Below are 22,165 nucleotides of genomic sequence, written 5' to 3' on the forward strand. Positions count from 1 at the left end.
GGCGGGAAGGCAGCTTTCTTCATGCATGAGAAAGGTGGTGGAAAGCGATGCAATATTTATCCGTACACACGCTGACAAAATATATCAAACGGAAATTTGACGCGGACCCTTATTTAAACGATATCCATGTAAAAGGGGAAATTTCCAATTTCAAACGGCATTCAAGCGGCCATATGTACTTTACATTAAAAGATGAAAAAGCGAGACTGCTTTCGGTCATGTTTGCTTCTGCAAACCGGACGTTGAAGTTTATGCCGGAAAACGGTATGAAAGTGCTCGTTACGGGTTCCGTATCTGTTTATGAAGCAGGCGGCAGTTACCAGCTGTATGTGAAAAGCATGCAGCCTGACGGAATCGGCGCACTTTATCTTGCTTTTGAACAGCTAAAAGAAAAACTGGAGAAAGAGGGCCTGTTTCAAAACCGCCGGCCCATCCCGGCTTATCCGAAAGTGATCGGGGTGATCACATCGCCGACAGGGGCTGCTGTCCGCGATATCATCACCACCATCAGGAGAAGATATCCGGTTGCTGAAATCATTTTACATCCGGCCCTTGTCCAAGGGGAAAATGCAGCCCCTTCGATTGTAAAGGCAATTGAACAGGCAAACCGGATCGGCAAAGCGGATGTGCTGATCGTCGGAAGGGGCGGCGGTTCCATCGAAGAGCTGTGGGCTTTTAATGAAGAAATAACGGCCCGGGCGATCTTTGCGTCAAATATTCCGGTGATTTCTGCTGTCGGCCATGAGACGGATTTTACGATCGCCGATTTTGCGGCAGACTTACGGGCACCGACGCCGACTGCTGCAGCTGAACTTGCTGTTCCCCATATTGATGACGTACGGGAAAAAATCTTGCATTTAAAGACGCGGCTTATACGAAACATGCGGGAGAAAGTACGCTATGAAAAAAGCCGGCTTGCTTACCTTGAACGGTCGCCCGTTTTGACAAATCCTTACCGGCTCATCCGCCAGCAAATCGAGCAGGCTGATCGCCTTACAGATCGCCTGCACAGGGAAGCGGGGCGCTTAATCGGTACAGCGGAGGAACAAACCCGCAATCTGCACGGCCGGCTTTTGCGCAACCGTCCTGAACAGAAACTGCTGCAGGCGCGGCGGAATTTCACGAGCCTTGAAGCAAACCTCGTGAAGCAAATGCAAGCGGTCTTGCGGGAGAAGCAGCATCGTTTTGCCAAAAATATTTCCGCCCTTGAAGCGCTGAGCCCGTTGAAAGTAATGGAAAGGGGCTACAGTCTGGCTATGGCGGAAGACGGAACGATCCTGAAAAAAACAAGCCAGGCCAAAACGGGTGAAACGATCCGGGTCCGGTTGACGGACGGCGGCCTTTTGTGCACGGTAGATAAAATTGAAAGGGGGAAAAAAGATGGCTGATTCATTAACTTTTGAAGAAGCGATGGTGCAACTGGAAGACATTGTGCGGAAACTGGAAGAAGGGGATGTGCCCCTCGAAGAAGCCATTTCCATTTACAAACAGGGAATGGAGCTGTCCAAATTACTCCACGGAAAACTGAAAAATGTAGAGGAACAGCTGGCAAAAATCATGTCGGAGGATGGCGAAGAGCAGGATTTTGAGATCCGGGAGGAGGAATAACCGTGCAGAAGCCTGCGTATGATGTGAAAGAAATTGAAAAACACCTGGCACAATATATCGCGGATCTTCGTGCGCCTGCTGTATTAAAAGACGCGATGCATTATTCCCTCCAGGCCGGGGGGAAAAGGATCCGCCCCCTTCTTTTGTTGTCAACCGTATCCGCGCTCGGTAAACCGGCTGGTCGGGGCATGCAGACCGCGTGTGCAGTCGAGATGCTCCACACTTATTCTCTGATCCATGATGACCTCCCGGCAATGGACGATGATGATTTGCGGAGAGGAAAGCCGACCAACCATAAAGTATTTGGCGAAGCGGTGGCGATTCTTGCCGGCGACGGCCTTTTGACGCACAGTTTCAGACTGATTGCCGAAGATCCGGGGTTGGATGACGCTTTGAAGGTAAAACTGATTGCGCTCCTTGCAAAATCTGCGGGTCCGGAAGGCATGGTCGCCGGGCAGGTGGCGGATATGGAAGGCGAAAATAAAACACTGACCCTCGAGGAACTACAATATATCCATGCCCACAAAACCGGCAAACTGCTTCGTTTCAGCGTGCTTGCCGGCGCGATGATTGGCGGCGCGTCAACAGAGCAGCTGGAAAAATTCGGGCAATTTGCCGATCATCTCGGCCTCGCTTTTCAAATCCGGGATGACATATTGGATATCGAGGGGGAACAGGAAAAAATCGGCAAGCGGGTCGGCAGCGATGAATCCCGCCATAAAAGTACATATCCGGCTCTTTTAACGCTTGAGGGTGCCAAACAAGAACTCAGGCGCCATACTCGCCTTGCAAAGCAGTGCCTCGCTGAAACCGGCGCTGAAACCGGCGCCTTAATGGAACTGACGGGGATGATCGAAACGCGGGACCATTAACGGCCGTTCATTTGGCGCAAACCGAACGGCCGGAACAGCAAAACCGGCGGCGTTTGTTTAAATGAGGTATTTCTTGTCTAAACGCGTTGATTGTTTATAATAGATGTAAGTGATGCCGTATATTGATGAGGAAAGCGAGTGATCCGCATTGGATCTTGAATCGATCAAGGACCCGTCCTTTTTGAAACAAATGGACATCCCCGCTTTGAAACAACTGAGCGCGGAAATCCGCCGCTTTTTGATTGAAACATTGTCGAAGACCGGCGGGCATATCGGGCCGAATCTTGGTGTCGTGGAATTGACGCTTGCCCTGCATAAATGCTTTGACAGCCCGAATGATAAAATTCTTTGGGACGTGGGACACCAGTCATATGTGCATAAAATTTTAACCGGCCGGGCTGGAGAGTTCGGCTCACTGCGCCAATACCACGGGCTTTCAGGGTTTCCGAAACGGAATGAAAGCATTCATGATGTCTGGGAAACCGGGCACAGTTCCACTTCCTTGTCCGCCGCGATGGGCATGGCGGTCGCCCGCGATTTAAAAGGAGAAAAATCGTATATTGTCCCGGTGATCGGAGACGGCGCGCTGACCGGCGGCATGGCATTTGAAGCGCTCAACCATATCGGCCATGAAAAACGGGATATCATCGTTGTGCTGAATGACAATGAGATGTCGATTGCCCCGAACGTCGGCGCGCTTCACCAGGTGCTCGGCAAACTGCGAACGGCGAATAAATACCGGCGCGCAAAAGATGAACTGGAATTCCTGCTGAAAAAAATTCCGGCTGTCGGCGGAAAGCTTGCGGCCACTGCAGAACGGCTGAAAGACTCATTGAAATATTTGCTTGTCTCCGGGATTTTTTTTGAAGAACTCGGTTTCACTTATTTAGGCCCTGTTGACGGCCATCATTTTGATGCATTGCTCGAAAATATTCAGTATGCCAAAAAGACGAAAGGCCCTGTTCTTTTGCATGTCGTTACCAAAAAAGGAAAAGGATATGAACCGGCCGAAAACGATACGAAAGGCGCCTGGCACGGCACCGGGCAGTATAAAATTGAAACCGGCGATTTTATCAAACCGGCGGATGCCCCTCCTGCCTGGAGCAAACTTGTTAGCGATACCGTCCTCAGCCTTGCAAAGGAAGATGCGCGCATTGTCGCGATTACGCCGGCAATGACAGTTGGTTCGAAGCTGGAACGGTTCCAGCAGGAGCTTCCGGAAAGGGTATATGATGTCGGGATTGCCGAGCAGCATGCCGCCACTTTTGCTGCAGGGCTTGCCACCCAGGGCATGAAACCGTTTTTGGCCATTTATTCGACATTCCTGCAGCGGGCGTATGACCAGGTTGTCCACGACATTTGCCGGCAAAACTTAAATGTTTTCATCGGGATCGACAGGGCGGGCCTTGTCGGCGCGGACGGCGAAACCCATCAGGGCGTATTTGATATTGCTTTTTTACGCAGCCTGCCCAATATGGTGTTAATGATGCCAAAAGACGAAAATGAAGGCCAGCATATGGTATACACGGCTTTAAAATATGACGGCGGGCCGATCGCGATGCGGTTTCCGCGCGGCAATGGCCTCGGCGTAGCGCTTGATGAAGAATTAAAAGAAATCCCGCTTGGCACCTGGGAAGTCTTGAAAGAAGGAAATGACGTGTGCATCCTTACCTTTGGGACGACGATTCCGATGGCCATGGAAGCAGCGAAATTTTTGCAAAAGCAAGGGATATCGGTTAAAGTGGTCAATGCGCGCTTTATCAAACCGCTTGATGAAGCAATGCTCGAAGCCGTTTTCCGCACCGGAATGCCGGTATTAACCGTGGAAGAGGCCGTGCTTGCAGGCGGGTTTGGCAGCGCAGTGTTGGAATTTGCGGGTGATCGTGGCTTCTCTGATCGGATCATTCGCCGTATTGGCATTCCCGACCGCTTTGTCGAGCACGGCAGCGTAAAAGAATTATGGCAGGAAATCGGGCTGACAAAGGACCGGCTGATCCGGGAAGTCCGGCAGATATTGCCTCAAAAACAGCAAAGAAAGGCTTCATTTTAAATGAAAAAAGAACGGGTGGACGTTCTCCTCGTAGAACGCGGATTAATCGAAACAAGAGAAAAAGCAAAAAGGGCGGTCATGGCGGGGCTTGTCTTTTCAAATGAGACCCGCCTTGATAAACCGGGTGAAAAAATTGCTGCTGATGCCCCGCTCATCGTAAAAGGGGATCCCCTTCCGTACGTTTCCCGGGGCGGACTGAAACTGGAAAAAGCGTTGAAAGTATTTGGACTTAATGTAAAAGACAAAATTGTTCTCGATATTGGCGCTTCGACCGGTGGATTTACCGACTGTGCCCTCCAGCACGGTGCCAAAATGTCTTATGCCCTCGATGTCGGTTATAACCAGCTTGCATGGAAGCTGCGCCAGGACGAGCGGGTTGTTGTTATGGAAAGGACAAATTTCCGCTATGTTACCCCGCAGGATTTCACAAAGGGCATTCCGGAATTTGCCTCGATTGACGTGTCCTTTATTTCCCTGTCCTTGATCCTCCCGGTATTAAAAACGCTCCTTGCACCTTTAAGCGATGTGGTCGCCCTGATTAAGCCGCAGTTTGAAGCGGGGCGCGAGCAGGTGGGCAAAAAGGGGATTGTAAAAGATAAAAATGTCCATCGCGAAGTGATCGAAAAAATCATCCAGCTTGCCTTGCGTGAAAACTTTTCGGTGGAAAACCTCTCCTTCTCGCCGATTACAGGCGGGGAAGGAAATATTGAATTTTTAATCCACCTCGTAAAGCCCGCCAGCGAAACAGAAGGCGGCGCCAACCGGTTGCGCGTAACCGTAAATGACGTGGTGGAAGAAGCCCATGCCACGCTCAGGAAGGGATAGACAAAGATTTGGCAGCCTATTGGATAACCGGTAGGCTGCTTTGTATAAGGGCGTTTCGCACCCGAAAAAAAGCCCGTTTACGGAAAAAAGCTGCTTGTACATTTGCCCGTAAATGCGCTAACATACAAGTAGATGCATATTTACAAAAGAGCATCCTTGAGGTGAGGATATGAATAAAGGACAGCGCTTGATCAAAATCAGGGAAATGATTACCAATTATGATATCGAAACACAGGACGAGCTTGTCGAGCATTTGCGCAATGCCGGCTTTAATGTGACGCAGGCCACCATTTCAAGGGATATAAAAGAACTTCATCTTGTCAAAGTGCCGCTCAATAACGGCAGGTACAAATACAGCTTGCCTGCCGACCAGCGCTTCAACCCGATGCAGAAACTGAAACGGGCGCTGACAGATGCATTTGTCAGCATTGATACAGCCGGGCACCTGATCGTATTGAAAACATTGCCCGGTAACGCGCATGCAATCGGCGCTTTGATTGATATTTTGGATTGGGAAGAAATTATCGGCTCCTTGTGCGGAGATGATACATGCCTGATCATTTGCAAAAACCAGGATGAGACCGAAACGGTTTCGCAACGGTTTTTGGACTTGCTGTAGAAAGTGGTGATGTTTGATTGCTGCAGGAATTATCGATTAAAAATTTTGCCATTATTGATGCATTAACGCTTTCATTTGAAGCCGGGCTGACCGTCCTGACAGGGGAGACCGGTGCCGGCAAATCGATTATTATCGATGCCATCCAGCTTCTAACAGGCGGGAGAGGGTCATCGGAGTTCGTCCGGCACGGGGAAAACCGTGCTGAGATTGAGGGCTTATTTCTGGTCGAGGACGGTCATCCGTGCATGGATCGCGCCCGCGAATTCGGCATTGAGATTGAGGAAGGCATGGTCATTTTGCGGCGCGATATATCGAAAACAGGGAAAAGCGTTTGCCGCATCAACGGAAAACTTGTGACGATTTCGGTGCTGCGCGAAATCGGGTCGACTTTAATTGATATCCACAGCCAGCACGAAACGCAGGAACTGCTGAACGAAACGTACCATCTGCCACTGCTTGACCAGTACGGGCAAAGTGAGATTGAAACGGCTCTCCTTGATTACGAAAAATTGTATAAAAAATACGAAGCCGTTTACGGGCGGTTAAAAAGAATGAATGAAAACGACCAGCAGCTCGCCCAGCGCCTTGACCTCATCCAATTCCAGCATGAGGAAATCCAAAACGCCGGACTGAGGCTGCATGAAGACGAGGAATTAGCGGAAGAAAAACGAAAACTCGTCAATTTTGAACGGCTGTTTGAATCATTGAATACGGGGTATGAAGCGCTTGCCGGGGAACAGCATGGCCTCGACTGGCTCAGCCTTGCCATGAGCCATCTTGAAACCGCGGCTGAAGTGGATGGCGAGCTCTCTGACATTTTGGAATCCGTCCAAAGTTGTTTTTATACGCTCGAAGACATGTCCCGCTCAATCCGTTCCCGGCTTGACGGACTTGAATTTGACCCGGAACGGCTTAACGTAATTGAAGCGCGGCTGAATGAGATCAACCAGTTAAAACGAAAATATGGTAGCTCGATCGAAGAAATTCTGGAATACGGGTCCAAAATTGAAGAAGAAATCGAATCGATCGTAAACCGTGACCATCATGTGGAGCTTCTAGAAAAAGAACTGCAAACGGTAAAACGCGATCTGTATTTGGAAGCCAAGCAGCTCAGCGATTTACGCAAAAAATGGGCGGAAAAGCTGACTAAAAATATCCATTCCGAATTAAAGCAGCTGTATATGGATAAAACAAAGTTTGAAGTCCGTTTTCTTGCCGCTGCTGATGATTATTATGAGGCGGATGACATTCCGTTCCGGCGCGACGGGCTCGACCAGGTTGAATTTTACATTTCCACCAATCCGGGCGAACCGCTAAAACCGCTCGCAAAAACCGCTTCGGGCGGAGAATTGTCGCGGATTATGCTGGCATTAAAAACGATATTTTCCCGGCACCAGGGGATCACTTCCGTCATTTTCGACGAAGTGGATACCGGCGTAAGCGGCCGCGTTGCGCAGGCGATTGCGGAGAAAATTTACCGCATTTCGGTCCATTCGCAAGTCCTCTGCATTACCCATCTGCCGCAGGTTGCCGCCATGGCGGATACACATCTGTTGATCATGAAAGAGACTGAAAAGGAGAGAACGCGGACAAAAGTCAAGCCTTTAGGTCAGGAAGAAAAAATTAAAGAAATCGGCCGTATGATTTCAGGCGTTGAAATGACAGAGTTGACAAGACAGCATGCGAAAGAGCTGCTCGAACTGGCCGAAGCGATAAAATAAGGGTCCGGTCCGCCTATTTGGAAAAATGGTGGAGCCGGACCCTTTCTATCCAGATTGGGCAGCATTTTTCCCGCAGGCGCTGTTATATTTAAAACGCTTCAAGGCTAAATTAAAATCATAGCCAAAACAAACAAAGGCTAAACAACAGGGTGAACCGGAAGCGAGGAGAGTGGAATGTTTGAACTTTGAAAAAATAAGGAAGCTGACAGGCGGATTTCTCCTTGTTTCACTTTTATTATGCGTTTTTTCGCAGCCTTTTCAACAATATCTTCACTTTCCGAAGCAAGTTCGCTTACTGGAAGGCCAGCAAATCGAATTTCATAAAACTTCTGCTGCCGCTGTAATGGCAAGCGGAAACAGTGCGGAAATTCATGCGCATCAACATACGGTTTCCATAAAAGGGAAGTCAGCCGGCAAGGAAGAAATGTTTCTTAAACTGGCGGGCATCCCGGTCAAAAAAACGGAAGTAGAAGTGCATCCAAATATTAAGATGATCCCCGGCGGGCAGTCGATCGGCGTCAAGCTGAATACGCTCGGCGTCCTTATCGTCGGCCATCATCTTGTGCAGACGGACAAAGGGAAGTTTTCTCCCGGTGAACAGGCCGGAATTGAAGTTGGGGACATGATCCTTGAAATGAACGGGAAAAAAATCGAAAATATGTCCGATATTGCCCCAATTGTCCAGCAGGCAGGGGAAGAAGGAAAACCGCTGGATGCCGTCATTAAAAGGGATGGACAAACCATCCGGAAAACGATAAAGCCGTTAAAAGATAAAAGCGGGCAGTCGTATAAACTCGGGCTTTATATACGAGATTCGGCCGCTGGAATCGGCACGATGACGTTTATTGATCCGAAAACGAAAAAATATGGCGCCCTCGGGCATGTCATATCCGATATGGACACAAAAAAACCGATCGTCGTCGAAAAGGGCAGGATTGTCAATTCGGTCGTGACGTCGATTGAAAAAGGCAAAAACGGGAGCCCAGGGGAAAAATTGGCGCGTTTTACCGAAGAAGGCCGGATCGGGAATATAACGAAAAACAGCCCATTCGGCATTTTTGGACAGCTGGATCCGGGTGCAAAAGACAGCACATATGCAAAACCGATGCCGATTGCACTGTCAGACCAGGTAAAGACAGGGCCGGCAAAAATTTTAACGGTTGTCGACGGGAAAAAAGTGGAAGCCTATTCGATTAAAATTGTCAGCACCATTCCGCAAAAATTTCCGGCAACAAAAGGAATGGTCATCAAAATTACCGACCCGGAATTGCTGAAAAAAACGGGCGGCATTGTTCAGGGAATGAGCGGGAGCCCGATCATTCAAAACGGGCGGCTTGTCGGTGCCGTGACACATGTGTTTGTCAACGACCCGACATCCGGCTATGGCGTCCATATCGAATGGATGCTCCATGAAGCAGGCATTTACGGAGGGGGCAAGTCCCCTTCCGCTTTTAAAGAATGATGCACTTATCTATTATTAATGCGTGCGGACGTTTTGTCCGGGCGATTTTCCAGCGTCCCGGTTTTCAACAAAAAATAATGAATAAAAAAGCAGGAAATTTTCCGCCATTGTCGAAACATATTCTTGTACAGAGATACGGCTATTTTTTTGAGGAGGACAGTGGCAGTGAAAAAAATCAGAGTGTTTATTGTTGATGACAACCGTGAACTTGTTCGTTTATTAGAAGATTATATATCCCAGCAGGAAGACATGGAAATTTGCGGAACGGCATACAGCGGGACGGAATGCCTTGAACAGTTAAAAGAGGCGGACCCGGACATTTTGCTGCTGGATATTATTATGCCGCATCTGGACGGTCTCGGCGTGCTCGAGAAACTAAAAGAATCGGCTTATTCCCGGATGCCGAACGTCATCATGCTGACGGCTTTCGGCCAGGAAGATGTAACGAAAAAAGCGGTGGAACTGGGCGCATCCTATTTTGTGCTGAAACCGTTTGATATGGACATGCTTGTTTCACAAATCCGACAGACAAGCAAAAAAGGCTCCGTCCTGAAATCATCACCCGGCATGGCAGCTTCCAAACCGGAATCGAAGCCTGTCAATCTCGATGCAAGCATTACGAGCATTATCCATGAAATCGGCGTGCCGGCCCATATTAAAGGCTATATGTATTTACGCGAAGCGATTGCAATGGTGTACAATGATATTGAATTGCTTGGCTCGATTACAAAAGTGTTATACCCCGAAATTGCAAAGAAATACAATACCACTGCCAGCCGTGTTGAGCGCGCCATCCGCCATGCGATAGAAGTGGCATGGAGCAGGGGAAATATCGAATCCATTTCCACCCTATTCGGTTATACGGTTTCCATGACCAAAGCAAAGCCGACAAACTCCGAGTTCATTGCCATGGTCGCTGATAAACTCCGCCTCGAACACAAAGCTTCCTGAAAGGGAAAGGGGCCGGTGCAGTGAGTTGTACCGGCCGGATTCCGTGCGTAAAAGGTTACGCTTTTCTTGTTCGGGGAATATATAATGATGAACGAAATAAATAAAGGGTGTGTATCAAGTGACGCTTATTTTTGCCCACCGGGGATCGGCAGGCACACGTCCGGAAAACACAATGGAAGCTTTTTTCGAAGCGGAAAAGGCCGGAGCGGACGGGATTGAACTGGATATTCAGTTGTCAAAAGACGGCGAACTGGTCGTCATTCATGATGAAACGGTCAACCGTACGACAGAAGGCAAAGGGTATGTGAAAGATTTAACATTTGCTCAATTACGGTCGCTTGATGTGATTGACCGGTTCGAAACCGGCAAACCGCTAAGCATCCCGGCACTTGAAGAAGTCTTTGAATGGCTCGCCCAAAACCAGCTTCTCTGCAATATTGAACTGAAGACGGCAAAAGTGGATTATCCGCTGATCGAGGAAAAAGCCGTTTCGTTAATCCGGGCATACCATTTGGAAGAAAGGGTCATTTTTTCTTCCTTTAACCACTATTCCATCATTCAATGCTACCGTCTGGCACCCGAAGTGGAGATTGCCCCGCTGTATTCGGAAGTGATGTTTATGCCGTGGGTCTACGCGAAATCGATCCGAGCAAAAGCGATCCATCCGCGCCTTTTGACAACGGCCGAATGGATCATCCGTGCCGCCATGAACCACGGTGTTGCAGTCAGGCCGTACACAGTGAATAAAGCGAAAGATATGAGAAGGCTGTTTAAAATCGGTTGCACGGCAATCATCACGGATTTCCCGGAAATGGCGGTACAGGAAAGAAAAGCAGAACGGGAAAAAGCATCCGGGCAATAGCCGGATGCTTTATTTTGATGGTTTGCTGAAACGTTTCTGTACCTTTTGGTGCTTTCTGTCCCGGTGCAGGATAAATCCGGCGGTAAAGGCAATGCCGCCGGCAGAGAGCAAAAGCCCGGTCAGAAACTGGAGCGTCAGCGAAGAAAACGGGCGGTCCGGAATCCCGAAAACCATATCCCGCATCCATTTGATCCCATAAGCAGCGGCGATGACCGGCACCGCCAATACAAAAAGTGCCACCAACCTGCCCATCCCGGCCCCCCTTTAAACCGTTTCCATCATTATAACACCCGGGATTGGACGCAGGCAATGCAGCCCATTGTAAATGTAAGCCCTTTCAAATAAAATAGAATAGCGGAGACCAGCACGAAAAGGGGGAGCAGCGATGCAAAATGTTTTAATCGTTGGCGGGGGGAAAGGCGGAAAAGCGATTTTAAAAATATTGTCCGAGAGCGCACGGTTCCGTGTGGCCGGCATCGTTGATATCAATCCGCAGGCGGAGGGGATCCGGCTTGCCAAAAACATGGGCGTAAAGACCGGAAACAACTGGCGCGTTTTTTCAGGTCCCGATGTCGATATTATCATTGAGGTAACCGGGGATGAGCAAGTTTTTCGTGAAATCGCTGCCGATTGCACGGGCCGGATTGTCATCCCCGGCAGTGTCGCCTATTTGATTGCGAAATTGCTGGAGGAAAAAGAAGCCTTAATCCGGAAGTTGGAAAGCGAAACAAAAAAACATGCGCTCATCCTTCAGTCGACGGCAGAAGGCATGACGGTGATTGACAAAAACGGCCGGATCATTTTTATGAACAGGGCCGCGGAAAAGATCAACGGCGTTTCGGCCCGGGAAGTGCTTGGCAAGCCGATCTCAAGCGTGATCCCGAAAAGCCGGCTTGCCCATGTCCTTGAAACAAAGAAAAGGGAAACAAACGTGGAAATTGAACTGCAAAACGGGGTCAAAATACTCGCCTCCCACATTCCGATGTTTGATGGCGGGAAAGTCGCCGGGGCCATTTCCGTTTTCCGGGATATTACGGAAGCTGTGAAACAGGCTGAGGAGATTACGAATTTAAAAGAAATCAAGATGATGCTGCAGGCCATTATCCACTCAAGCGATGATGCGATTTCCGTTGTCGATGAAAAAGGGCGCGGCATCCTCATCAATCCGGCTTATACAAGAATCACCGGGTTAAGCGAAGAGGAAGTCATCGGCAAACCGGCAACAGCGGATATTTCCGAAGGCGAAAGCATGCATTTTAAAGTGCTGCAAACGAAAAAACCGGTACGCGGCGTGAAAATGCGGGTCGGTCCGTTAAAAAAAGAAGTGATTGTCAATGTTGCGCCGGTCATCGTCAACGGCATGCTAAAGGGAAGCGTCGGCGTGATTCATGACGTCTCTGAAATCGAGACATTAACAACGGAATTGCGCCGGGCGAGAAGGCAAATGATGCAGGCTGCCACGGCAAAATATACATTTGAGGACATTATCCATGCTTCCGATGAAATGGATATCGCCGTGGAACAGGCCAAACTGGCGGCACAGACACCTGTGACGATTTTGCTGCGCGGCGAATCCGGCACCGGTAAAGAGCTGTTTGCGCATGCCATCCACCAGGCATCCAGCCGGAAAAACCATAAATTTGTCCGTGTCAACTGTGCGGCCATTGCCGAGTCGCTGCTTGAAAGCGAGCTGTTCGGCTATGAGGAAGGCGCTTTTTCAGGCGCGAAAAAAGGCGGCAAAAAGGGGTTGTTTGAAGAAGCCGACCATGGCAGCCTGTTTTTGGACGAAATCGGTGAACTGAGCGCCCATATGCAGGCAAAACTTTTGCGCGTCCTGCAGGAAAAAGAGATTGTGAAAGTCGGCGGCACAAAGCCGGTACCGGTGGATGTCCGGATTATTTGTGCCACGCATGCCGACCTTGAAAAAGCTGTTGCAGAAGGAAATTTCCGGGAAGACTTATATTACCGGCTCGACCGCATGCCAATCGGATTCCGCCGCTCAGGGCGAGAAAACAGGAGATTCCGTTACTGGCCAGGCGTCTCATCCAAAAATCAATCAGGATTACGGCCGGAATGTAGAAGGCATCACAAGCAGAGCGCTTTCCATTCTGTACCGCTACGACTGGCCGGGAAACGTCCGTGAATTGGAAAATGTGCTCGGGCGGGCCATCATTTTTATGGGTTTCCATGAAAAATCGATTGATGCGGACCATCTTGACGGGCTTGGTTTATCCCCGGGGAAACGCGCGGAAAAGCAAGAAGCGGACGGGGTACCCGAAAAAGGCAACCTCGATGAAATGCTGTCCGCTTTTGAAAAGCAGCTGATCCAAAAAGCGCTCGAAGAAAATGCCGGGAACAAAACGAATACGGCCAAACAGCTTGGCATTTCACTAAGAAGCCTGTACTATAAATTGGAAAAATACCGGCTTGCAAAAATCAGCATGCAATAATTTGCATATTCGTGCAAAAAGTAGCAAACTGGTAAACGGAAGTTTATTTTTTTAAGCCCCGCTCTTTTCGCCATTTCTGCATGAAAAGCGGAAACAGGAAAACAATGCGAAAGTGGCATTCTTTTTGCATTTTCAACAGTGAAGGCTGGCCCGGGGTTTCGGAAAAAGCGGTGTGCCGTTTTCAAAAGAGGCATCGGGCTGTCCGTTACAGCCGCAAAAATGCCTGTACAGCTTTCTGACAGCTTTGCTTGCGGAAAAGGAGGAAGTCCAATGGAAATTTTTGATTATATGCGAAAATACGATTATGAACAACTGTTGTTTTGCCATGATGACGCATCTGGATTAAAAGCGGTGATCGCCATACATGATACAACACTCGGGCCAGCGCTCGGGGGCACGAGAATGTGGACTTACGCAACGGAAGAAGCCGCCATTGAAGATGCGTTGCGGCTTGCGCGGGGGATGACGTATAAAAACGCTGCCGCCGGTCTCAATCTTGGCGGAGGGAAAACCGTCATCATCGGCGACCCGCGCAAAGACAAAAATGAAGAAATGTTCCGGGCGTTCGGCCGGTTCATCCAGGGGCTCGGGGGCCGCTATATTACAGCTGAAGATGTCGGCACCACTGTTGAAGATATGGACATCATCCACGAGGAAACCGATTTTGTGACAGGCGTTTCGCAAACGTACGGTTCATCCGGAAATCCTTCACCTGTCACGGCGTATGGCTGCTATGTCGGCATGAAAGCAGCGGCAAAAGAGGCGTTCGGAAGTGATTCGCTTGAGGGGAAAACCGTCGCCGTCCAGGGCGTCGGCCATGTTGCATTTGAACTGTGCCGCTATTTGCACGAAGAAGGCGCCCGCCTTATTGTGACCGATATTTCAACGGAGGCGGTAAAACGGGCTGTTGAGGCTTTCGGGGCAAAAGCAGTGGGCCCGGATGACATTTACGCCCAGGACTGTGATATTTTTGCCCCATGCGCGCTCGGGGCCATTTTGAATGATGAAACGCTTCCGCAGCTGAAAGCAAAAGTGATTGCGGGGTCTGCAAATAACCAGTTGAAAGAACCGAAGCACGGCGACCGGCTGCATGAAATGGGCATTCTTTATGCACCCGATTATGTCATCAATGCCGGCGGGGTTATCAATGTGGCTGACGAACTGCACGGTTACAACCGGGAAAGAGCGATGAAAAAAGTCGAGCAAGTCTACTATAATGTACAGAAAGTGATCGACATTTCAAAACGCGACGGGATTCCGTCCTATTTGGCGGCAGACCGGATGGCGGAAGAACGGATTGCAAAAGTTTCCCGTGCGCGTTCACAATTTTTGCCGCACAATAAACACGTGCTCGAAAAACGGCTTCCGCGGTAACGCAAGTGAAGGAGGAACAACATTGGCAAAAGAATACGATGTCGTTGTTTTGGGCGGCGGAACAGGCGGCTATGTGGCCGCCATCCGCGCAGCAAAAAACGGGTTAAAAACAGCAATTGTTGAAAAATCAAAACTTGGCGGCACCTGCCTCCATAAAGGCTGCATTCCGACAAAAGCCCTGTTAAGAAGCGCGGAAGTATACCGGCTGGTCCGAAAAAGCGCCGATTTCGGCGTGGATGTCCGTGATGCCGCCTTGAATTTTGCAAAAATCCGGGAACGGAAAAACGCAGTTGTGGCGCAATTGCACCGCGGCGTTCAATCCTTGATGAAAAAAGGGAAAATTGATGTGTATGAAGGCACCGGCAGAATCCTCGGCCCCTCCATTTTTTCGCCCGTAGCAGGAACGGTTTCAATCGAGGGTGCGGGTACAGACAATGAGATGCTCCTCCCGAAAAATTTAATCATTGCGACCGGCTCGCGCCCGCGTGTGCTTCCCGGGTTTGCAGTCGACGGGGAATATGTGATGACATCTGACGAAGCGCTTGAAATGGAAGAACTCCCTGCATCCATCCTGATTGCAGGCGGCGGGGCGATCGGTGTGGAATGGGCCTCGATGCTTGCCGACTTTGGCGTAAAGGTGACGATCATTGAGGCTTCCCCGCGCCTTTTGCCGGGAGAAGACAGCGACATTTCAAAAGAAATTACGCGCCTTATGAAGAAAAAAGGGGTTGCCATCTTCACCGGTACCGCATTCAATGCAGCTTCCCTCCAGACAGGGGACGGCAAGGTGCGGATCGGCACGGAAAACGGAAAAACGTTTGAGGCAGATAAGCTTTTATTATCGGTCGGCCGGCTGGCCAACACGGAAAACATCGGCCTCGAAAATACGGATATTGAAATCGAAAACGGCGTTATTCAGGTCAATGAAGTTTACCAGACAAAAGAATCCCATATTTATGCGATCGGGGACTGCATCGGCGGGTTGCAGCTTGCCCATGTAGCAGCAAGGGAAGGCATCATTGCGGCTGACCGCATCGCCGGGAAAAGCGTGGACCCGCTCGATGACACCATGGTGCCGAAATGTGTGTATTCCAATCCTGAAATTGCCAGTGTCGGCCTGACGGAAGAGAAAGCAAAAGAAAAAGGATATGATGTAAAAATTGGCCGGTTTTCGTTCCAGGCAGTCGGCAAAGCGCTTGTCTACGGGGAAACGGACGGCTTTGTTAAAATCGTGGCAGACGCAAAAACCGACGATCTGTTAGGCGTACATATCATCGGGCCGCATGCAACAGATATGATTTCAGAAGCCGGGCTTGCACGCGTTTTGGATGCGGCGCCGTGGGAGGTGGCCATGAATATCCATCCGCACCCGACGCTAAGCGAAGCGATTGGGGAGGCGGCACTCGCAGTAGATGGGCTTGAAATCCATGCGTAGCTTTTGGATAAGGAGTGATAACAATGAATAAAAATCGGCATAAAGACTTAGGTTTAAGCGACCGGGAAGTATTGGAAATGTACGAAATGATGCTGCTTGCGCGCAAGGTGGATGAACGGATGTGGCTTTTAAACCGGTCCGGCAAAATTCCGTTTGTTGTCTCCTGCCAGGGCCAGGAAGCTGCCCAGGTTGGCGCCGCTTTTGCGCTCGACAGGACAAAAGATTATGTATTGCCGTATTACCGCGATCTCGGGATTGTGCTCGCTTTCGGCATGACCGCACGCGACATTATGCTTTCCGGGTTTGCCAAAGCGGAAGACCCGAATTCGGGCGGCCGGCAAATGCCAGGCCACTACGGGCAGAAGAAAAACAGAATCGTCACCCAGTCTTCCCCTGTAACGACACAGGTACCGCATGCGGCCGGAATTGCGCTCGCAGGCAAAATGGAGAAAAAGGATTTTGTTACCTTTGTCACTTTCGGGGAAGGATCATCCAACCAGGGCGATTTCCATGAAGGGGCGAATTTTGCCGCGGTCCACAAGCTGCCGGTCATTTTCATGTGCGAAAATAACCAGTATGCCATCAGTGTCCCGATTGAAAAGCAGCTCGGGAACCCGCGCGTTTCCGACCGTGCGATCGGCTACGGCATGCCGGGTGTGACAGTTGACGGAAACGATCCGCTCGCTGTCTATGAAGTGGTCAAAGAAGCGGCGGACCGTGCCCGGCGCGGGGAAGGGCCGACTTTAATCGAAACGCTTGTTTACCGCTTTACACCGCATTCTTCCGATGATGATGACCGCTACCGTGCGCAGGAAGAAGTGAAGACGGCAAAAGAAAAAGATCCGGTTGTTTTATTTAGCCGGTACTTAAAAGAGGCGGGCCTTCTTGACGGGGAAAAAGAAAAAGAAATCGATGCGCGCGTCATCCAAACCGTCAATGAGGCAACCGATTACGCCGAAAAAGCGCCGTATGCTAAACCGGAAGATGCGCTCCGGTTTGTTTACGGGGAGTAAGGAGGAGAACGATGGCTGTCATTTCATATATTGACGCAATTACAAAAGCATTGCGGGAAGAAATGGAACGGGACGAAAAAGTATTTGTGCTCGGCGAAGATGTTGGAAAAAAAGGCGGGGTATTTAAGGCGACGGCCGGATTATACGAGCAGTTCGGCGCCGAAAGAGTGATCGATACGCCGCTCGCTGAATCGGCGATTGCCGGGGTCGGCGTAGGGGCTGCGATGTACGGGATGCGGCCGGTTGCCGAGATCCAGTTTGCCGATTTTATTCTGCCGGCTGTCAATCAGATTATTTCGGAAGCGGCGAAAATCCGCTACCGCACCAATAATGACTGGCAATGCCCGCTTGTCGTGCGTGCACCGTACGGAGGTGGTGTCCACGGGGCACTGTATCACTCCCAGTCGCTTGAATCGGTGTTTGCAAACCAGCCGGGGCTGAAAATTGTCATGCCGTCCACGCCTTATGATGTAAAAGGGTTGCTGAAAGCCGCAATCCGGGACGATGATCCGGTTCTCTTTTTCGAACATAAGCGCGCGTACCGCCTGATTAAGGGTGAAGTGCCGGATGAAGATTATGTGCTCCCGATCGGCAAGGCCGAAGTAAAAAGGGAAGGAACGGATATTACGGTGATCACGTACGGGCTTTGCGTCCATTTTGCCCTCCAGGCTGCGGAAAAGCTTAGAGAGGACGGGATCGAAGCACATATTCTCGATTTGCGCACCGTTTATCCGCTCGACAAAGAGGCAATCATCGAGGCAGCTGCAAAAACCGGGAAAGTGCTGCTTATCACGGAAGACAATAAAGAAGGAAGCATTATCGGCGAAGTTGCCGCGATCATTGCGGAAAACTGCCTGTTTGACCTGGACGCCCCGATCATGCGTCTGGCCGGTCCGGATGTTCCGGCAATGCCGTATGCGCCGACGATGGAAAAATATTTTATGGTCAATCCCGAAAAAGTCGAAAAAGCAATGCGGGAACTGGCCGAATTTTAGAATTGCAGGATAGGAGGGTGCCAATTGGCGATAGAAAATATTACGATGCCGCAGCTCGGAGAAAGTGTGACGGAAGGAACCATCAGCAAGTGGCTTGTATCCCCGGGTGATCATGTCCATAAATACGATCCGCTTTGTGAAGTATTAACAGACAAAGTCAATGCCGAAGTGCCTTCTTCGTTTGAAGGGGAAATCGTGGAACTGATCGCTTCGGAAGACGAAACCGTTGCTGTCGGGGAAGTCATTTGCACGGTCAAAACCGCAGCCGAAACAAATGTCCAGCCTGAAGCAGAACCGGGTCCGGGTTCGGATGCTGCAGCGCCACAGCCGGAAGCGGAAAAAGGGAAAAAAGTCCGCTATTCCCCGGCCGTTTTAAAACTGTCCCAGGAATACGGCATTGACTTGAACCAGGTGAAAGGAACGGGAAGGGAAGGCCGGATCACGCGCAAAGACCTGTTAAAAATCATTGAAAGCAGGGGGAATGAGGCGGAACCGACTCCTTCAAAACCGGCACCTTCAAAACCGGAACCGGCAAAACCGGCACCTGCCCGTGAAACGCCGCCTGCTTCCCGGCCTTTGCCTGTACGGGAAGCTGGAAAAGAAGATACGGTGATTCCGGTTACCGGCGTGCGTAAAGCGATCGCGAACAATATGGCACGCAGCAAACAGGAAATTCCGCATGCGTGGATGATGGTCGAAGCGGACGTTACGAACCTTGTCCGCTACCGGGATGCCGTAAAAGAAGAGTTTAAGCGGCGTGAAGGCTTTAACCTCACATACTTTGCCTTTTTTGTCAAAGCGGTCGCCCGGGCATTGAAAGAGTTTCCTGCGCTCAATTCAACGTGGGCCGGGGATGCCATTATCCAGAAACATGATGTCAACATCTCGATCGCGGTTGCCGCCGAAGACAAGCTGTACGTGCCGGTCATAAAGCATGCCGATGAAAAATCGATCAAAGGCATTGCCCGTGAAATTGCTGTCCTGGCGCAAAAAGCCCGCGCCGGGAAACTCGCCCCGGAAGACATGGAGGGTGGCACCTTTACCGTCAATAATACCGGGTCATTTGGTTCGGTGCAGTCGATGGGGATTATCAACTATCCGCAGGCTGCCATTCTCCAGGTCGAGTCGATTGTCAAACGCCCTGTCATCATGGAAGAGGGAATGTTTGCGGCGCGCGATATCGTGAACCTTTGTCTGTCGATTGACCACCGCATTTTGGACGGACTTGTCTCCGGCCGCTTCTTGAAGCGCGTCAAAGAGATTTTAGAGACGGTGACACCGGAAACGGCACCGCTCTATTAATGAAAAGCCCGCTGATGAAGCGGGCTTTTCTATTTTGGAAAATGTGGCGATTTATCAAAACTGATTGTTTTTGAACGATTTTAATTGATTTTTACTGTTTTTGAAGGTAAAATAACGACCGGATACACCGCTTGCAATCGCGCAGGCGGGGAACGATTGCCATCAAAAAGGGGAATACTAAAAATGATCTCCAAAGCAAAGGTTGTGTAAAAAATGATTTATACGGTAACACTGAATCCGTCTGTTGACTACATCGTCCAGGTGGAACATTTTGAACTTGGCGGATTGAACCGTTCCGTGATGGACACCAAATTTCCGGGCGGAAAAGGCATCAACGTCTCGCGCGTCATGAAAAGGCTGGGCGTTGATTCTACGGCACTCGGCTTTCTCGGCGGTTTCACCGGCAGCTACATTGAAAATTTTCTTAAAGCAGAAGGCATTTTAACGGATTTTGTCCAAGTTTCAGGCGACACGCGGATCAATATAAAATTAAAATCCGGTGTAGAGACGGAAATCAACGGAACGGGGCCTTCCATTTCGGAAGCTGAGCTGGACCGGCTGCTTGCCAAAATTGACAGCCTAGGGAAAGACGATGTCATTTTGTTTTCCGGCAGCATCCCAAGTTCGCTCCCGCCATCCATTTATGCCAGCCTCATTCAAAAATGCCGTGAAAAACAAATCCGCGTGATCGCAGATGTTTCCGGCGAATCGCTCGGCCATGTCATCAAAACGGGCCCGTTCTTAATCAAGCCGAACCATCATGAAATCGGCGAAATTTTCGGCGTGAAAGTCGAAACGCCTGAAGAAGCGAAACAATATGGCAGCCGCCTGCTTGATATGGGCGTTGAAAATGTGATCGTTTCGATGGCAGAAAAGGGTGCGCTCTTTTTGAATAAGGAAGTATCTTATTTTGCGCAAGCGCCGAAAGGGAAGGTAAAAAATTCTGCCGGTGCCGGCGATTCGGTCATGGCCGGGTTTGTAAGCGGGATGGCAAAAGGAAAATCGTACAAAGAATCGTTTGCACTCGGGGTTGCCTGCGGTTCTGCAACGGCATTTTCCATGGAACTGTGCACAAAGCAAGAAGCAACATCGCTTCTCGAACAGGTCCATGTCCAATCTTTATAAAACGAAAAACCGGGATGCCCCGGTTTTTTTGCATAAAAAAGGGACAGCGCATAAGGCGCCATCCAAAGCATCTAGGGAGTTTAGGGGTATGGATCTAGATGTACTGTCATTTTACCCCGTTTTTGGAAAAATAAACGCTTTCCGGCTATTTTTTCGTTTTTACGCGTAAAATAAAAGAAAAGGGACGGCTGCAAACAGAATATTTGAAAAGCAGCGTGAAAACCTGCTATGATTAGCTTTAAAGCAGAATGAAAGGATGAGTGGCATGTCTGTCAATTTTAATCTTTATATGAATGATGTCGTGCGCATGTCCCGTGAAGAGGCAGTAGAAGCCGGCTACCGGGAACTGAGGACGCCGGAAGAAGTAGACGAAGCGTTTTCCAAAAAAGGGACGACGCTTGTCCTGGTCAACTCTGTGTGCGGCTGCGCAGGGGGCATTGCACGGCCGGCTGCGGCGCACGCCATCCATTATGATAAGCGTCCGGACCAGCTTGTAACCGTCTTTGCCGGCCAGGATAAAGAAGCAACGGCGAGGGCACGCAGCTATTTTACCGGTTATCCGCCGTCCTCCCCGTCTTTCGCTCTTTTAAAAGACGGCAAGATTGTGAAAATGATTGAACGGCACCAGATCGAAGGGCATGACCCGGCGGCTGTCGTGGCCGAGCTGCAAGCATTGTTTGAAGAATATTGTGAAGAACTGTAATGCATAAAGCCTGTCCCCTCCGTTTTGGAAAGGGGCAGGCTTTTTTTACAGGGGCGTGACCCGGGTGCAAAGTGTGCCTTCTGCGTAAGCGCATCTTCCGCATGTATGAACCGGCATGCGGGATGCATACTAAAGAAAAATACAACCAGCAGGTGAATGGCTTATGCATATATGGGTGGCATGGATGCTTGTTTTCGGGTTATCGGTATGGCCGGCGGATGGGCATGTTGCCCCGGGGGACCCGCTCATTATTGTCAATAAAACAACAAACCGGCTTGCTTGGATCCGCGGCGGGAAAGTCCGGCTCGAAACACCGGTTGCGACCGGGAAAACAAATGACCTGACGCCGGAAGGGTTTTTTACGATCAAAGTCAAGGCGAAAAATCCGTATTACCGGAAAAAGAATATTCCTGGCGGTGACCCGCGCAATCCGCTCGGCTCGCGCTGGATCGGTTTTGATGCGCGCGGCACGGACGGCCGGATTTACGGCCTGCACGGCACAAACAATCCTGCTTCAATCGGCCGGTATATTTCAAACGGCTGCATCCGCCTGCCGAAAGCGGCACTCGAAAAGCTGTACGATGAAGTGCCGGTCGGAACAAAAATTTACATCACTCGGTCAACCCGGCCGATGACCGAACTGGCAAAAGCAAAAGGCGCCATTTAAAAAAGGAACGCGGACTTTCCCGTTCCTTTTTTAAAACAGCATTGAAAGGCCGGAAAGAACTGTTCCTGCCAGCATGGCAATGAGCATTAAGTACACGACAATTTTCTGCGTTTTTTTCGACAAAGCAGACT

At 50.0% G+C, this 22,165-nt stretch carries 20 protein-coding genes and 1 pseudogene; 19 read left to right on the top strand and 2 right to left on the bottom strand.

The window, feature by feature from the left end:
• Positions 1-47: 47 nt before the first annotated feature.
• The 10 genes from xseA (at position 48) to BCOA_RS31980 (ending at position 10,970) form a co-directional block, all read left to right on the top strand.
• A complete protein-coding gene (gene xseA / locus BCOA_RS31930) occupies positions 48-1,388 on the top strand; it encodes an exodeoxyribonuclease VII large subunit (protein ID WP_014098064.1) in 1,341 nt (446 codons plus the stop codon).
• The gene (locus BCOA_RS31935; RefSeq protein WP_013859605.1) at positions 1,381-1,608 is read left to right on the top strand and encodes an exodeoxyribonuclease VII small subunit; all 228 of its coding nucleotides are present in this window, start codon (positions 1,381-1,383) and stop codon (positions 1,606-1,608) included. Before xseA ends, BCOA_RS31935 begins: the two co-directional genes overlap by 8 nt.
• Positions 1,609-1,610: 2 nt before the next feature.
• Positions 1,611-2,480: a polyprenyl synthetase family protein gene (locus BCOA_RS31940; RefSeq protein ID WP_014098065.1), complete on the top strand. Its 870-nt coding sequence runs from the start codon at positions 1,611-1,613 to the stop codon at positions 2,478-2,480.
• Positions 2,481-2,628: 148 nt separating this feature from the next.
• Positions 2,629-4,530 carry a 1-deoxy-D-xylulose-5-phosphate synthase gene (gene dxs / locus BCOA_RS31945; protein WP_014098066.1) on the top strand — a complete coding sequence of 634 codons (1,902 nt, stop codon included), beginning with the start codon at positions 2,629-2,631 and terminating at the stop codon, positions 4,528-4,530.
• Positions 4,531-5,355, top strand: coding sequence for a TlyA family RNA methyltransferase (locus BCOA_RS31950; protein WP_014098067.1), 825 nt, complete (start codon positions 4,531-4,533; stop codon positions 5,353-5,355).
• Positions 5,356-5,524: 169 nt separating this feature from the next.
• Complete coding sequence (gene ahrC, locus BCOA_RS31955; RefSeq protein ID WP_014098068.1) at positions 5,525-5,974, top strand: transcriptional regulator AhrC/ArgR; 450 nt, start codon at positions 5,525-5,527, stop codon at positions 5,972-5,974.
• 17 nt (positions 5,975-5,991) lie between these two features.
• Positions 5,992-7,695: a DNA repair protein RecN gene (recN, locus tag BCOA_RS31960; protein WP_014098069.1), complete on the top strand. Its 1,704-nt coding sequence runs from the start codon at positions 5,992-5,994 to the stop codon at positions 7,693-7,695.
• Positions 7,696-7,873: 178 nt separating this feature from the next.
• Positions 7,874-9,157 (top strand): SpoIVB peptidase, encoded by a 1,284-nt coding sequence (gene spoIVB, locus BCOA_RS31965; protein ID WP_014098070.1) that lies wholly within the window; start codon positions 7,874-7,876, stop codon positions 9,155-9,157.
• A gap of 165 nt (positions 9,158-9,322) precedes the next feature.
• The gene (gene spo0A, locus BCOA_RS31975; protein WP_014098072.1) at positions 9,323-10,108 is read left to right on the top strand and encodes a sporulation transcription factor Spo0A; all 786 of its coding nucleotides are present in this window, start codon (positions 9,323-9,325) and stop codon (positions 10,106-10,108) included.
• A 118-nt stretch (positions 10,109-10,226) separates the two neighbouring features.
• The gene (locus tag BCOA_RS31980; protein WP_014098073.1) at positions 10,227-10,970 is read left to right on the top strand and encodes a glycerophosphodiester phosphodiesterase; all 744 of its coding nucleotides are present in this window, start codon (positions 10,227-10,229) and stop codon (positions 10,968-10,970) included.
• Between the two features lie 9 nt (positions 10,971-10,979).
• Here BCOA_RS31980 and BCOA_RS31985 read toward each other — a convergent pair whose 3' ends face one another.
• Positions 10,980-11,222, bottom strand: a complete 243-nt coding sequence (locus BCOA_RS31985; RefSeq protein ID WP_014098074.1) for a DUF2627 domain-containing protein — start codon at positions 11,220-11,222, stop codon at positions 10,980-10,982.
• Positions 11,223-11,355: 133 nt separating this feature from the next.
• On the opposite strand from BCOA_RS31985, the pseudogene BCOA_RS31990 reads away from it, so the two are divergent.
• The 9 genes and pseudogenes from BCOA_RS31990 (at position 11,356) to BCOA_RS32035 (ending at position 22,034) form a co-directional block, all read left to right on the top strand.
• Positions 11,356-13,420 (top strand): annotated as a pseudogene (locus BCOA_RS31990) (sigma 54-interacting transcriptional regulator).
• Positions 13,421-13,690: 270 nt separating this feature from the next.
• Positions 13,691-14,794 (top strand): Leu/Phe/Val dehydrogenase, encoded by a 1,104-nt coding sequence (locus BCOA_RS32000; RefSeq protein WP_014098077.1) that lies wholly within the window; start codon positions 13,691-13,693, stop codon positions 14,792-14,794.
• Between the two features lie 22 nt (positions 14,795-14,816).
• Positions 14,817-16,229 carry a dihydrolipoyl dehydrogenase gene (gene lpdA / locus BCOA_RS32005; protein WP_014098078.1) on the top strand — a complete coding sequence of 471 codons (1,413 nt, stop codon included), beginning with the start codon at positions 14,817-14,819 and terminating at the stop codon, positions 16,227-16,229.
• A gap of 23 nt (positions 16,230-16,252) precedes the next feature.
• On the top strand, positions 16,253-17,242 hold the full coding sequence (locus BCOA_RS32010; protein WP_014098079.1) for a thiamine pyrophosphate-dependent dehydrogenase E1 component subunit alpha: 990 nt from the start codon (positions 16,253-16,255) through the stop codon (positions 17,240-17,242).
• Between the two features lie 11 nt (positions 17,243-17,253).
• The gene (locus BCOA_RS32015) at positions 17,254-18,237 is read left to right on the top strand and encodes an alpha-ketoacid dehydrogenase subunit beta (RefSeq protein WP_014098080.1); all 984 of its coding nucleotides are present in this window, start codon (positions 17,254-17,256) and stop codon (positions 18,235-18,237) included.
• Positions 18,238-18,261: 24 nt separating this feature from the next.
• A complete protein-coding gene (locus BCOA_RS32020) occupies positions 18,262-19,539 on the top strand; it encodes a dihydrolipoamide acetyltransferase family protein (RefSeq protein ID WP_014098081.1) in 1,278 nt (425 codons plus the stop codon).
• A gap of 213 nt (positions 19,540-19,752) precedes the next feature.
• Entirely contained in the window at positions 19,753-20,664 is a 912-nt protein-coding gene (gene pfkB / locus BCOA_RS32025) for a 1-phosphofructokinase (protein ID WP_014098082.1), read from the top strand.
• Between the two features lie 265 nt (positions 20,665-20,929).
• Positions 20,930-21,367, top strand: coding sequence for a BrxA/BrxB family bacilliredoxin (locus BCOA_RS32030; RefSeq protein WP_014098083.1), 438 nt, complete (start codon positions 20,930-20,932; stop codon positions 21,365-21,367).
• Positions 21,368-21,530: 163 nt separating this feature from the next.
• Positions 21,531-22,034 (top strand): L,D-transpeptidase, encoded by a 504-nt coding sequence (locus tag BCOA_RS32035; RefSeq protein ID WP_014098084.1) that lies wholly within the window; start codon positions 21,531-21,533, stop codon positions 22,032-22,034.
• Positions 22,035-22,064: 30 nt separating this feature from the next.
• On the opposite strand, the gene BCOA_RS35725 is transcribed toward BCOA_RS32035, so the two are convergent.
• The gene (locus tag BCOA_RS35725; RefSeq protein WP_372510082.1) at positions 22,065-22,121 is read right to left on the bottom strand and encodes a hypothetical protein; all 57 of its coding nucleotides are present in this window, start codon (positions 22,119-22,121) and stop codon (positions 22,065-22,067) included.
• Positions 22,122-22,165: the final 44 nt, after the last annotated feature.

This window comes from Heyndrickxia coagulans 36D1, from assembly GCF_000169195.2.
GTDB lineage: Bacteria > Bacillota > Bacilli > Bacillales > Bacillaceae_C > Weizmannia > Weizmannia faecalis.

What these genes read in the sequence shown, in the direction of transcription:
- BCOA_RS32010 (WP_014098079.1), top strand. Translation starts at nt 16,253, where the DNA reads ATGAATAAAAATCGGCATAAAGACTTAGGTTTAAGCGACCGGGAAGTA.
- BCOA_RS32030 (WP_014098083.1), top strand. Translation starts at nt 20,930, where the DNA reads ATGTCTGTCAATTTTAATCTTTATATGAATGATGTCGTGCGCATGTCC.
- BCOA_RS31985 (WP_014098074.1), bottom strand. Translation starts at nt 11,222, where the DNA reads ATGGGCAGGTTGGTGGCACTTTTTGTATTGGCGGTGCCGGTCATCGCC.
- BCOA_RS32015 (WP_014098080.1), top strand. Translation starts at nt 17,254, where the DNA reads ATGGCTGTCATTTCATATATTGACGCAATTACAAAAGCATTGCGGGAA.
- pfkB (WP_014098082.1), top strand. Translation starts at nt 19,753, where the DNA reads ATGATTTATACGGTAACACTGAATCCGTCTGTTGACTACATCGTCCAG.
- BCOA_RS31935 (WP_013859605.1), top strand. Translation starts at nt 1,381, where the DNA reads ATGGCTGATTCATTAACTTTTGAAGAAGCGATGGTGCAACTGGAAGAC.
- BCOA_RS31950 (WP_014098067.1), top strand. Translation starts at nt 4,531, where the DNA reads ATGAAAAAAGAACGGGTGGACGTTCTCCTCGTAGAACGCGGATTAATC.
- BCOA_RS32000 (WP_014098077.1), top strand. Translation starts at nt 13,691, where the DNA reads ATGGAAATTTTTGATTATATGCGAAAATACGATTATGAACAACTGTTG.
- BCOA_RS32035 (WP_014098084.1), top strand. Translation starts at nt 21,531, where the DNA reads ATGCATATATGGGTGGCATGGATGCTTGTTTTCGGGTTATCGGTATGG.
- xseA (WP_014098064.1), top strand. Translation starts at nt 48, where the DNA reads ATGCAATATTTATCCGTACACACGCTGACAAAATATATCAAACGGAAA.
- ahrC (WP_014098068.1), top strand. Translation starts at nt 5,525, where the DNA reads ATGAATAAAGGACAGCGCTTGATCAAAATCAGGGAAATGATTACCAAT.